Source organism: Parvibium lacunae, from assembly GCF_003335215.1.
In the GTDB taxonomy this organism is placed as follows: domain Bacteria; phylum Pseudomonadota; class Gammaproteobacteria; order Burkholderiales; family Burkholderiaceae_D; genus Parvibium; species Parvibium lacunae.
Genome location: NZ_QPGB01000003.1, coordinates 266,949 through 279,789, shown reverse-complemented (window position 1 = coordinate 279,789; position 12,841 = coordinate 266,949). Strand labels below are relative to the sequence as shown.

Below are 12,841 nucleotides of genomic sequence, written 5' to 3'. Positions count from 1 at the left end.
GAAGATAAAGACGGTATGTCATACAGTGAGAACAAAGTGACTCTGGTGGTTGGTCTAGGCGAAAGTGGCCTAGCAATGGCGCGTTGGTTGGTCCGCCAGGGGCATGATGTGCGCGTTGCTGACACTCGTCCAGCCCCACCGCAACTGGAAACCTTGCAAGCCACCCTACCGACAGTGACTTATTTTTCGGGTACGCCAGAGGCATCTTGGTTTGAGGGGGTGCAGCAAGTCGCCCTAAGTCCAGGGGTAGCGCCAACAATTGCCCCATGGAAAGATTGGTTGACACAGGTCGACGCGGCACAGATTCCCGTGGTTGGCGAAATTGAGCTATTTGCGCAAGCCTTGACCGAGCTACAGCAAACACAGGGCTACGCGCCTAAAGTGATTGCGATTACTGGTACCAATGGTAAAACCACGACCACAAGCCTTACCGCTCATTTACTCAGCGAAGCAGGACATGCCGTTTGCAAAGCCGGCAATATTAGCCCGGCGGCTCTCGATGCGTTAAGCGATGCCCTCGAACAACAGACTTTACCTGCCGTGTGGGTGTTGGAGCTCTCTAGCTTTCAATTGGAAACGACACACACCTTACAGGCGGATGTCGCCACAATTCTGAATTTAAGTCAGGATCATCTCGACTGGCATGGCTCCATGTCGGCCTATGGCGCGGCGAAGGCTCGAATTTTCGGAAGCCAAACCTACCGAGTGCTGAATCGACAAGATGAATGGGTGATGACACAGGCAATCGATACTGTGCCTTGGCAGAGTTTTGGTATTGATGCCCCGATTCGTGCTGGCGATTTAGGCGTGGTGGAAGAGCAAGGGATGCGCTGGCTGGTAGAAGCTGAAATTGATACGGAAGCACAGGAAGCGCAACCCAAAAGCAGAAAAAAAACCGCCGAGTTACCTGTTCCTACTCGGATAAAACGCCTGATGCCTGCCGAAGCATTACAGATTCGTGGTTTGCATAATGTGGCGAATGCCTTGGCAGCCTTGTTGCTTTGCCGGCGCCTCGACATCCCCTGGGCACCGCTGTTACGTGGGTTGCGAGAGTATCGCGGTGAACCGCACCGCATGGAATGCATTGGCACCCTCGCAGGGGTGGAGTTTATCGACGATAGCAAGGGCACCAATGTCGGCGCGACTGTCGCCGCGATAACGGGTTTGCAGCGGCCGATTTATTTGATCGCCGGGGGGGATGGCAAAGGGCAAGATTTCACCCCGCTAGCAGCACCGATTCGCCAACATGCACAGGCTGTTTTTCTGATTGGTCGCGATGCCGCCCTATTAGCCGAGACGCTCGCTGACCAAGGCGTGCCTTTGGTGAGATGCGACTCGTTACCACAAGCAACGCAACAAGCCTTTGAGATGGCGCGTACCGCGCAGGCGGCAGTCGCGGTTGCCCCGGTCGTTTTATTGTCGCCCGCCTGTGCGAGTTTGGACATGTTTCGTAATTATGCACATCGTGCCGAGGTATTCCGTGAGGCCTACCAAGAGCTCGCACTGGCGCAGGGACAAATTGGGATATCGGTATGCTGAACCTCGCCGACTTTAAAGGTAAACCAGACTACGCCAGCGAGTCTTTGACGGCGATTCGGCCCGCCCGCAATGCCATGCCCGATTACGATTCATGGCTGTTATGGGCGGTGTTGGCGTTGCTCTTACTCGGCATGGTGATGGTTTACTCGGCGTCGATTGCCTTACCAGATTCGCCTAAGTATGCAAATTATAAAAGTACGCATTTTTTAATGCGTCATTGTTTTTCTTTATTGGTCGGGTTTATAGCGGCGGTCTTGGCTTTTCAGATTCCGTTGAGTGTCTGGCAACGTTTAGCCCCCCTACTTTTTTTGGCCGTGTTGGTGCTGCTGGTGTTGGTGTTGATCCCTGGTATCGGCAAAGGGGTGAATGGTGCCCGTCGTTGGATCTCCCTCTATGTATTAAACATCCAACCTTCTGAATTAATGAAGCTGTGCTGTGTGATGTACGCCGCGGATTACACCGTGCGGAAACAAGAGGTGATGCAATATTTCAAACAGGGATTTCTACCAATGGCCGCAGCGATGATGTTAGTCGGTATGTTGCTATTGCTAGAGCCTGATATGGGCGCCTTTATGGTGATTGTCGCGATTGCCTTTGGTATTTTGTTTTTAGGTGGCGTGAATGGCAAATTGTTTGGCGGCTTGATTTTGACGTTAACCACAACGTTTTTGATGCTGATCTGGTTCTCTCCATGGCGCCGCGAGCGGATTTTTGCCTATCTGAATCCTTGGGAAGAAAAAAATGCGCTGGGTAAGGCGTACCAATTATCCCATTCACTCATCGCGTTTGGTCGTGGTGAATGGACGGGGGTCGGATTAGGGGGAAGCGTAGAGAAACTGCATTATTTACCCGAAGCGCACACCGACTTTTTGTTAGCGGTGATCGGTGAGGAGTTGGGATTGGTTGGGGTGGTGTGCGTCATTCTGTTGTTTTTCTTCATTATTAAACGGGCTTTTGACATTGGGGATCAGGCAATCGCCCTCGATCGTGTCTACGCCGGATTGGTTGCCAAGGGCGTGGGCCTCTGGCTAGGGGCACAGGCATTTATCAACATGGGCGTTAATCTCGGATTATTACCAACCAAAGGGCTAACCTTACCGCTGATGAGTTATGGCGGTAGTGGCATTCTCGTGAATTGCATCGCGGTCGCAGTGTTATTGCGGGTCGATGCAGAAAATCGTGGCTACATGCGCGGCAGTAGCCGCGCAGCCAGTGCCAGCCATGGCAGTGCAGGATTGACCTATGCAAATTTGAAAACGGGCGGGCGACAGCATGGGCATTAAACGCGACCTGCCTATCAATTCGCGCTCCCGCCAGCAGCGCCCTCAGCGTTTGCTGGTGATGGCGGGCGGCACTGGCGGGCATATCTTCCCAGGACTGGCTGTGGCCAAGTATTTACAAGCCCAAGGCTGGGAAGTTCACTGGCTCGGCGCACCAGCGAGTATGGAAAGTCGCGTCGTCCCGCAGCACGGGATTGAGATTGAATTGGTAGCATTTGGTGGCGTTCGAGGCAAAGGCTGGGTAACCCGTTTGCTTGCGCCTTGGCGTCTGGCAAGGGCTTGCTGGCAGGCCCGTAAGGTGCTGCGGCGCGTTCAGCCAGACGTGGTGCTGGGCATGGGGGGGTACATTACTGTGCCGGGCGGCATTGCTGCTCGTTGGCTCGGTTATCCGTTAGTGTTGCATGAGCAAAATTCCATAGCTGGTTTGAGCAATCGACTCTTAGCGCGGCTAGCGCAGCATGTGCTGGTGGCGTTTCCCCAAGCATTGCCGAATGCTATTTGGACGGGTAACCCCGTCGGTGCAGCGCTGACACAGGTGTTGCCGCCCGCCGAGCGTATGGCCGAACGGGCGGGGCCACTGCGGTTGCTCGTGGTCGGTGGAAGCTTGGGGGCGGCAGCGTTAAACACCTTAATTCCACAAGCACTGGCATTACTTCCCGCGGCGCAGCGCCCGACTGTCTTACACCAAGCAGGGGAAAAGCATTTGCAGACCCTGCAAGAGAATTATGCGGCAGTGGGGGTGGCGGCTGAAACGGTGGCCTTTATCGACGATATGGCGCAAGCCTATGCGCAAGCGGATCTGGTTATTTGTCGGGCGGGTGCCATGACCATTGCTGAGCTCGCTGTAGTGGGTGTCGCCAGTATTTTGGTGCCATTCCCTTATGCGGTCGATGATCACCAAACCCATAATGCCGAGTTTCTCGCCGCTCAAGGGGCAGCATGGTTAGCACCGCAAGCGACGCTAAGCCCTGCTTGGTTGGCTGAGCGGCTGGCACAGCTGACGCGCACGAGCTTGATGCAAATGGCCTGTTGCGCCAGAGCATTAGGGAAACCTGAGGCGGTTGAGCAGGTGGCTGGCTATTGCCTCGCAGCGGCCAGTCCAAGTTAAGTCAGGAATGATAGAGATCCATGAGACATAAAGTTAAACATATTCACTTTGTCGGCATTGGTGGTGCCGGTATGAGCGGTATTGCCGAGGTATTGCTGAATCAAGGTTACGCAATTAGCGGCTCTGATCTGCACCCTAGCGCTACCACCACCCGCTTACAAACCATGGGGGCAACCATTTATATTGGACATGCCAAGGAGCACATCGCGCAGGCGAATGTCGTGGTGACTTCCACCGCGGTGCAAGGGGACAACCCAGAAGTGATTGAGGCACGTCAGCGCGCTATTCCGGTAGTGCCACGGGCGATGATGTTGGCTGAGCTGATGCGCCTCAAGCGCGGGATTGCGATTGCTGGAACCCATGGGAAAACCACGACCACCAGCTTGGTTGCGAGCGTTTTAGCACAAGGCGGGCTTGACCCGACTTTTGTGATTGGTGGCCGGCTCAATTCGGCGGGGGCCAATGCGAAGTTGGGCAGTGGTGAATATATTGTGGTGGAGGCCGACGAGTCAGATGCCTCATTCCTGAATTTGCTACCCGTGATGGCAGTGATTACCAATATCGACGCTGACCACATGGATACCTATGGGCATGACTTCGCCCGCTTGAAGCAGGCGTTTGTCCAGTTTACCGAACACATGCCGTTTTATGGCACTGCGGTGGTTTGCTTGGATGACCCTCATGTTCGGGAAATTATTCCTTTTCTCTCGCGCCCTGTGACCACCTATGGCTTCAGTGAGCAAGCCCAGGTTCGGGCCGTCAATGTCTGCGCACAACAGGGGCAGATGCACTTCACGGTGCAGCGTCATAACGGCGTCACGTTACCAGATTTGTCCATTACCTTGAATTTACCCGGTCAACACAACGTGCTGAACGCGCTGGCAGCGATTGCGATTGCCACCGAACTGCATATAGACGATCGACATATCGCTCAAGCCCTCGCAGAGTTTCATGGCGTGGGCCGGCGGTTTCAGCGCTATGGTGAGGTCGTCACCCAAGATGGTCTTGGCACATTTACCCTGGTTGATGATTACGGGCATCACCCTGTAGAAATGGCGGCAACTCTGGAAGCCGCGCGTGGGGCCTTTCCGGGGCGGCGTATCGTGCTGGCTTTTCAGCCACACCGCTATACCCGTACCCGAGATTGCTTTGAAGACTTTGTGGCTGTACTGAATCAAGCGGATGTGGTGCTTTTAACCGAGGTGTATGCCGCAGGTGAAGCGCCCATTGTCGCCGCCGATGGCCGCGCACTGATGCGTGCATTACGGTTACAAGCCACTACACAAGGAAAATCAGAACCGCTATTTATCCCCACAGTGACAGAGCTACCGCAAACCATTTTGCAGTTTTCACAACCGGGAGATGTGGTGCTGTGCATGGGTGCCGGCTCGATTGGTAACGTAGCTGGGCAAGTCGTTGAGTTACAGCGACAGTACACAGAAGGGAGCCAGGCATGAGCCAGATCGATGTCTCTCAGTTTGGTAAGGTCGGGGTTTTGCTGGGGGGGCGCTCCGCTGAGCGTGAGATTTCCTTGTTATCCGGTAATGGGGTACTGTCGGCTTTGCAAGCGGCGGGGGTAGATGCGCATCCTTTTGACCCAGGCTTGTACAGCCAAGATACCGTGCTGAGCGCCCTGGCGGCACAGCAATTCGAGCGAGTGTTTATCGCGTTACATGGCCGCTGGGGTGAAGACGGCACTTTGCAGGGGGCGCTCGAGCAAATGGGTATCCCCTATACCGGCAGTGGGGTGATGGCTTCTGCGATGGCGATGGATAAGGTCTATACCAAGCGTATCTGGATGAGCCATTTACAAACCAACCAAACCGGATCAGACCACGCGCCAACCCTAACAACACCACGCTTCATGTTGGCAGAATCATTAGCACAATTGTCGGCAGCCGTCCGTGAAATTGGCTTGCCCTTGGCAGTGAAGCCTGCCCGTGAAGGGTCTAGCATTGGTTTTAGCTGTGTCCAACAAGAAAGTGAATTAGCCGCAGCTTGGCAGACAGCAGCACAGCATGACCGCGATGTATTGGTGGAAGAGTTTGTCGCGGGTCGCGAATTTACGGTGGCTATTCTGGGTACGGGGGAACAGGCTCGCGCATTGCCAATTGTTGAGATTGTGGCCCCAGAAGGTAACTATGATTATCAACATAAATATTTTACAGACGATACCCAGTACTTGTGCCCGGCGCCATTGAGTGCTGCCTTGACCACACACATTCAGGCAATGGCCCTGGCCGCCTTTCATGCACTCGGATGCAGCGGCTGGGCGCGGGTGGACGTGCTCTTGCGTGAACATGACCAACAGCCTTACTTGTTGGAAATTAATACTTCCCCTGGGATGACCAGCCATTCTCTGGTACCAATGGCGGCGCAAGCAGCAGGGTTATCCTATCAGGCGCTCTGCTTACAGATTTTGGCATCGGCACGTTTGCAACTGAAGCCTGCGCATGACGAGGCTTTGTCATGATGAATTTATGGCATGACCCGCTGGCGTTACGCCGCCTCAGCCTGCTGTTGGGGATCGGATTGGTCCTCTTGTGGCTCGCCTATGCGATTCGCTGGGTGATGTATTTGCCTTATTTTGAGTTACAGCATATCCAAGTCAGCGCAAAATCAGGTATGACGCTTCAGTATGTCACCGTACCCACTTTACGCGCAGGCGGTTTAGGGGCGGGCTGGGCGCAGGCTGGACCTACGCGTCATCCTAATCAGTCTTTTTTCGGCGTTAATCTTGATGCGGTGAAGCAGTCGTTTGAAACGGTACCTTGGGTACGTAAAGCCAGCGTGAGACGGCTATGGCCCAATGGGTTGTTGGTTGAGATTGAAGAACATCGGGCGCTCGCGCAATGGGGTGAGAGCCGGCTTTTGAATCAACAAGGTGAGATTTTTACGGCGAACCTCGATGAAGCTGAGCTTGATGGGCCCTTGCCTGAGCTGAGTGGGCCAGACAGTGCCGCAGCATTAGTGGCACAGCGTTTTGCTTTATTACAGAGCCAGTTGTCCAAGTTGCCGCTTGGGCCTCAAGCTATTCAGCAATTGACCCTCACGCCGCGCTACGCCTGGCAAATTCGTTTGAATAATGGGATGCAATTAGCCCTGGGTCGAGATCGTACCGATGTTGATTTAACCGCGCAAGTGAGTCGTTTTGTCGCGGTATATCCGCAATTGCAAAAACAGTTGGGGAAAGAGATTGACTATGTGGATTTGCGTTATAGCAATGGGTTTGCGGTACGTGCTAATGCGGTCAAGTTAGCAGCAGCAGGGTAACCGCAAGGCTGAAACAGGTCAGGCGTGAATTTGGTGAACAAACATCCATATCGTTGCTTAATCAAATGATGTGGTGCTGCCCAAGGGAATCAGCATGAGTAAAGAATATAAAGATTTGATTGTGGGACTGGATATCGGGACGTCAAAAGTTGTCGCTATGGTCGCTGAGTTAATGGCTGACGGACACTTTGAAGTGATCGGTATGGGCCACCATATTTCGCAAGGCCTGAAAAAAGGGGTGGTTGTTAACATTGAAGCCACGGTCAACTCGATTCAGCGCGCACTGGAAGAAGCAGAACTGATGGCTGATTGCAAAATCAAGCACGTCTTTACCGGGATCGCAGGCAGTCATATTCGGAGTTTTAACTCGAGCGGCATGGTCGCGATTAAAGACCGTGAAGTGTCTCAATCCGATGTGGCGCGCGTGATAGATACGGCCAAAGCAGTGAATATTCCAACCGATCAGCAAGTGTTACATGTGCTGACGCAAGAGTTCATGATCGACGGTCAAGAAGATGTTCGGGAACCGATTGGGATGAGTGGCGTACGCCTCGAAGTGCGGGTTCACATCGTGACTGGGGCGGTGAGTGCCGCACAAAACATCGTCAAGTGTGTCCGTCGCTGTGGTCTTGAAGTCGAAGATTTAATTTTACAGCCACTGGCATCCAGTCTCTCTGTCTTAACCCCAGATGAAAAAGACCTGGGCGTCTGCCTAGTCGATATCGGTGGTGGCACCACCGATATCGCTATCTTTACCGGTGGCGCTATTCGCCATACCGCTGTCATCCCGATCGCGGGCGATCAGATCACTAGCGATATCGCCATGGCATTACGTACACCCACGGCTGATGCAGAAGATATCAAGGTGCAACATGGTATTGCGAAACAAGCCTTGGCCAGTATGGATGATCGTATTGAAGTACCCGGCTTGGGTGATCGCGGGCCGCGGGCACTCTCTAAACAAGCGTTGGCGGCGGTGATTGAGCCTCGGGTTGAGGAGTTATTTTCATTGGTGCAGCAAGTGATCCGTGAGTCAGGGTATGAGGAGTTGCTGTCGTCGGGCATCGTCTTGACCGGCGGCACAGCCTTAATGCCCGGCATGGTTGAGTTGGGTGAGGATATTTTCCTCAAGCCGGTGCGCATGGGCGTGCCAGATTACCGTGGCGGCTTGGCCGATGTCGTCGCCAGCCCACGCTACGCAACAGCGATGGGGTTACTGCTAGAAGCGCGGGCACAGCGCCTGCGCGGGCGTCGCGTAGCGCAGCAAAGCGGTTCCATCAAGAGTGTTTTGCAGCGGATGAAAGAGTGGTTTGTGGGTAATTTTTAATGATTACTCATCGTAGTTAGGAAAGCGTCGTTTTTACTTTGTAGTTCAACTGTAGGAGGCAATCATGAGTTTTGAAATGTTGGAAACAGAGACCCAAGGGACCATTATTAAAGTGGTTGGGGTAGGTGGTGCAGGTGGTAACGCGGTACAGCACATGATCAATCGTGGCGTACAGGGCGTCGAGTTCATTTGTGCGAATACCGATGCGCAAGCACTGGTTCGTTCCCAAGCCCATAACAATATTCAACTGGGCAAAACAGGCTTAGGGGCGGGCGCCAAGCCTGAGGCAGGGCGCTTGGCGGCAGAAGAAGAGCGTAGCCGCATTGCCGATGCGCTACGTGGCGCACATATGGTCTTTATCACGGCGGGTATGGGTGGCGGTACGGGTACTGGCGCTGCCCCTGTGGTTGCTGAAGTGGCCAAAGAGATGGGGATTTTGACCGTTGCGGTAGTGACCAAACCCTTTGATTTTGAAGGTCCGAAGCGCATGCGCTCTGCCGAGGCAGGTCTGGAGAGCCTGACACAAAATGTCGATTCATTGATTGTGATCTTGAATGAGAAGCTCGAAGAAGTCATGGGTGAAGATGCCGAAATGGATGAGTGCTTCAAGTGCGCAGATGATGTACTACATAACGCGGTCGCAGGCATTGCCGAAATCATCAATGTGGATGGCTTGGTGAATGTTGACTTTGAGGATGTGAAGACAGTGATGTCTGAGCAAGGTAAAGCCATGATGGGGACCGCAAAAGCCAACGGCATCGATCGCGCCCGAATCGCTGCCGAGCAAGCGGTTGCCAGCCCCTTGTTGGAAGGCATCGATCTCTCTGGCGCGCGTGGGGTTCTGGTGAATATTACCGCCAGCCGTAGCCTCAAGTTAAAGGAAACCAAAGAGGTCATGAATACCATCCGCGCGTTTGCGGCGGAAGATGCAACGGTGATTTTTGGCACGGTCTATGATGATGCGATGGGCGATGATTTGCGCGTCACCGTGGTCGCAACTGGCCTAGGCCGAGCCAAACAAAAGCCGCAGTTAGTCCCACAAACAACGGTGAATACGGTATTACGCACGGGGACGGATAATGTGGGCTTTACAACTGCCCAGGCCAACGCGCTTGGCGCCAGTATGGCGGCTGCCATGACGTCACCCAATGCGCTCGCCAGTGGCGCCAGCATGGCTGGGCAGCCAAATGTGGCGACAGCACCAGCAACCGATTATCAGAGTTTTGAAACGCCGGCTGTATGGCGTAGTTCGCGCGAGTCGGCCAATGCGCGGGTGAACGCCCTTGAGGAGAGTGGGATGGATCGTTACGATATTCCCGCTTTCTTGCGTCGCCAAGCTGACTGACTCTAAGCTCCCCCGGTCGATCAATTTTTGATCTAGCCGGTATAAGCGACCCAGCCACGATTGCCTCCCGTGGCTGGGTCGCTTTGTCTTTTTTAAAAAGACACGAAAGACACGACAGGACCTGCGCGCCAGCCAATTGGCTGAATTGTCGATATACTGTTCTAAGAATAAGATCGCTTTACTCTGACTCAAAAGTGCTTAATTGAGTCTGTTGCGGTCGTAATGGCGCAGCGGCTTCATTCAGTGTCGTCAGATAACCCAGGCTGTGAATGAGCCTTACTTGGAATAGCTATGCTTTACCAGCACACCTTACGTCAAAGTGTTAGTACCGTTGGCATCGGCCTCCATGCAGGCCTGCCTGTGCGGTTACAACTCCACCCCGCACCAGTGAATACAGGTATTTTGTTTCGTCGGGTCGATCAAACCCCTGTGATTTCGCTGCCTGCGGCGGCGCACGGCGTTGGCGATACGCGGATGGCCTCTGTCCTCGAAAAAGAAGGGGTTCGCGTTTCTACGGTAGAGCATTTAATGTCCGCATTAGCCGGTTTCAATATCGATAATCTTTATGTGGATCTCGATGCGGAAGAAGTCCCAATTATGGACGGTAGCGCTGGCTCTTTCTTTTATTTACTACAGCAAGCGGGGCGGGTAGAACAGACAGCGCCACGGCAATTCATTCGCTTGCTCAAGTCGGTTGAGGTCCGTGAAGGTGATAAGTGGGCGCGACTTGACCCGCACCATGGTTTTAAATTGCGTTTCTCAATTGACTTTAATCATCCCGCGATTGATCGCAGTGGCCAGGAGTACACCGTCGATTTTGCTGATGTTCCTTATATTGATGCGATTGGGCGCGCTCGCACCTTTGGCTTTGTCAAGGATGTTGACACCCTGCGGGCAGTCGGCTTGGCCCGCGGAGGGAGTCTTGAGAATGCGATTGTGATGGATGAATTTCGGGTCTTGAATGCAGACGGGTTGCGCGATGCGGATGAATTCGTCAAACACAAAATTCTGGATGCGATTGGCGATCTCTATCTCATCGGCAAACCCCTTTTAGCAAGCTACAGCGCACATAAATCTGGGCATGCCTTGAATAATCAGTTGATTCGTGCGGTTTTGGCCGATTCCAATGCCTATGACATCGTGACCTTTACCCAACGTAAAACGGCACCGCCCGCGTATCTTCGAGTCCTGGACGCGGCTTAACGCCTGAACTCATTTGCAAGGGAGTACGCTATGCCGGTGTTCCGATTATTAATGGCCTTGATTTTGATCGCCATATTGGTTGCTGTTGGGGCTTATTTCCTGACGCGCCAACCGCGTTACCTGCAATTGGCGCAGCTCGGATTCCGTCTTTTTATCATCGGCGGGCTCATTTTCTTTACCATTTTGATCTTAGAGCGAGTGGTCTAGGGCGCAGACCTGCTTAGGATTTACGCTGGTGATGTTTCAATAAAGCGAAAACAGCGCGCTGTAGGCCGGGGTCATGAAGTTGCGTGGCCATCGCTTCCCAATTGCGTAAATTTTCTTCAGTCAGCCCCCTCTTTGTTGATTTTGTTTCTTTTTTAATCAGTCGGGGTTGCACTTGAACCCGGATTGCGTTAACCTGCCATCCCTTTTCCTGCAAACCCGCGCACAGTCGCGGGGCGAGATGCTTAATTTTATTGACGATCGCGGACGATCCATGAACAAAAATAAGGGTGTTGCCGCGTAGGCTCGTTTGCAGGGGTTGTAGGTGATCAGTGGTTATGCCTGGCACGCGTGTGCGGTTCCCCAGGGCCACACCAGACTGAGAGAGTAAGTCCAAACAATCCTGTTGGAGACGTTGCTGGGCATGCGTCTGTATCAATACGCCGGCTAGCTTGGGATCGGCGGAGAGCCAGTCAGCGACGATCTGTTGACGCATAGGATAGGTGGGCATAGTAACGAAGCAAGCAAACTCAAGTTGTACTCAGCTATTGTAGCGAATTGTGTTGCCGGTTCGGATCCAGCGATGCTGGATTTTTGAATCGGACACACTAGCGAGTCATTGGAGGAGTCATCGTGCAAATTATTTTGGTGCATCCGCGCCTAGCGCAAGCCCGAAGCTTTACGATCACCCGCAAGCATGTGCTGTATGGCTTGGCATTTTCTTTATTTATGTTTTTCGGTGGGTCCTCACTGCTTGCCTGGTTGGCTTGGCAGACCGGCGTCATGCAGTACATTATTCAGCCTGTGACTAATGTCGCTGGTGATAGTCAGCGTTTTGTACGTGACAATGTGCAAGAAATGGCCCGCCGCGTGGGTGAATTGCAAGCCCAAATTTTGCGTCTGGATGCGGTTGGCGAACGCGTTTCCCGTGAGGCCGGTGTCAAGCCCCAAGAGATTGATTTCAGTCAGCCGCCAGGACGTGGCGGGCAGTTGGTCGTGGCTCAGGAAATGAGCTTGCAAGACTTACAGCGTTCGCTCGATTCGTTGCAGCGCTCGGTAGAATCGCGTACCGATTACTTATCGCTATTAGAGGCGGAGCTGTTATTGAATCGAATGGAGAAAGCCCGCTTACCTTCCTTGCCGCCCGTTGCAGTTGGCTATAACTCGTCCAGTTTTGGGGTTCGGATTGATCCCATCACGGGCCGTCAAGCCATGCATGAAGGGGTTGATTTCGTCGCGCCCGTGGGAACGCCTATTGTGGCTGCAGCCAACGGGGTAGTGATTGCCGCCGAGTATCACCATGAGTTCGGTAATGTGATCGACATTGATCACGGCGAAGGCTTAATCTCTCGCTATGCCCATGCTTCGCGCCTCTTGGTCAAGTTGAACGATGTCGTTAAACGTGGCCAAAAAATCGCAGAGGTTGGCTCAACAGGGCGTTCTACCGGCTCGCATTTACACTTTGAAGTCCGGGTAAACGGCGTGCCACAAAATCCACACCGCTTTTTTAGCGCGACGGCGATTGCGCAAAAATAGCGGCTGCTCGCGTTTGTTTTGCCGAG

General features: G+C 53.4%; 11 protein-coding genes and 1 pseudogene. 11 read left to right on the top strand and 1 reads right to left on the bottom strand.

The genetic code is table 11. The features are described 5' to 3' along the window. Positions 1-15: 15 nt before the first annotated feature. The 10 genes and pseudogenes from murD (at position 16) to DU000_RS12735 (ending at position 11,282) form a co-directional block, all read left to right on the top strand. Positions 16-1,539, top strand: a complete 1,524-nt coding sequence (murD, locus tag DU000_RS08950; RefSeq protein ID WP_114403040.1) for a UDP-N-acetylmuramoyl-L-alanine--D-glutamate ligase — start codon at positions 16-18, stop codon at positions 1,537-1,539. 56 nt (positions 1,540-1,595) lie between these two features. Beyond that, a pseudogene (gene ftsW / locus DU000_RS08945) lies at positions 1,596-2,735 on the top strand (putative lipid II flippase FtsW); the annotation flags it as partial. 76 nt (positions 2,736-2,811) lie between these two features. Further along, positions 2,812-3,927: an undecaprenyldiphospho-muramoylpentapeptide beta-N-acetylglucosaminyltransferase gene (gene murG, locus DU000_RS08940; protein WP_114403038.1), complete on the top strand. Its 1,116-nt coding sequence runs from the start codon at positions 2,812-2,814 to the stop codon at positions 3,925-3,927. Positions 3,928-3,947: 20 nt separating this feature from the next. Further along, positions 3,948-5,384 (top strand): UDP-N-acetylmuramate--L-alanine ligase, encoded by a 1,437-nt coding sequence (murC, locus tag DU000_RS08935; protein ID WP_114403037.1) that lies wholly within the window; start codon positions 3,948-3,950, stop codon positions 5,382-5,384. Further along, positions 5,381-6,400, top strand: coding sequence for a D-alanine--D-alanine ligase (locus DU000_RS08930; RefSeq protein ID WP_114403036.1), 1,020 nt, complete (start codon positions 5,381-5,383; stop codon positions 6,398-6,400). The genes murC and DU000_RS08930 overlap by 4 nt, the downstream gene beginning before the upstream one ends. Continuing rightward, the gene (locus DU000_RS08925; protein WP_114403035.1) at positions 6,397-7,200 is read left to right on the top strand and encodes a cell division protein FtsQ/DivIB; all 804 of its coding nucleotides are present in this window, start codon (positions 6,397-6,399) and stop codon (positions 7,198-7,200) included. The genes DU000_RS08930 and DU000_RS08925 overlap by 4 nt, the downstream gene beginning before the upstream one ends. A 94-nt stretch (positions 7,201-7,294) precedes the next feature. Further along, the gene (gene ftsA / locus DU000_RS08920) at positions 7,295-8,527 is read left to right on the top strand and encodes a cell division protein FtsA (RefSeq protein ID WP_114403034.1); all 1,233 of its coding nucleotides are present in this window, start codon (positions 7,295-7,297) and stop codon (positions 8,525-8,527) included. Positions 8,528-8,591: 64 nt separating this feature from the next. Next, a complete protein-coding gene (gene ftsZ / locus DU000_RS08915; protein ID WP_114403033.1) occupies positions 8,592-9,872 on the top strand; it encodes a cell division protein FtsZ in 1,281 nt (426 codons plus the stop codon). Positions 9,873-10,163: 291 nt separating this feature from the next. Next, on the top strand, positions 10,164-11,075 hold the full coding sequence (gene lpxC / locus DU000_RS08910; RefSeq protein ID WP_114403032.1) for a UDP-3-O-acyl-N-acetylglucosamine deacetylase: 912 nt from the start codon (positions 10,164-10,166) through the stop codon (positions 11,073-11,075). 30 nt (positions 11,076-11,105) lie between these two features. After that, positions 11,106-11,282 carry a hypothetical protein gene (locus DU000_RS12735; protein WP_158529673.1) on the top strand — a complete coding sequence of 59 codons (177 nt, stop codon included), beginning with the start codon at positions 11,106-11,108 and terminating at the stop codon, positions 11,280-11,282. Positions 11,283-11,295: 13 nt separating this feature from the next. On the opposite strand, the gene DU000_RS08905 is transcribed toward DU000_RS12735, so the two are convergent. Further along, entirely contained in the window at positions 11,296-11,790 is a 495-nt protein-coding gene (locus tag DU000_RS08905; RefSeq protein WP_114403031.1) for a hypothetical protein, read from the bottom strand. Between the two features lie 122 nt (positions 11,791-11,912). Between DU000_RS08905 and DU000_RS08900 the strand changes: the two genes are divergently transcribed. Continuing rightward, a complete protein-coding gene (locus tag DU000_RS08900) occupies positions 11,913-12,815 on the top strand; it encodes a M23 family metallopeptidase (RefSeq protein WP_114403030.1) in 903 nt (300 codons plus the stop codon). Positions 12,816-12,841: the final 26 nt, after the last annotated feature.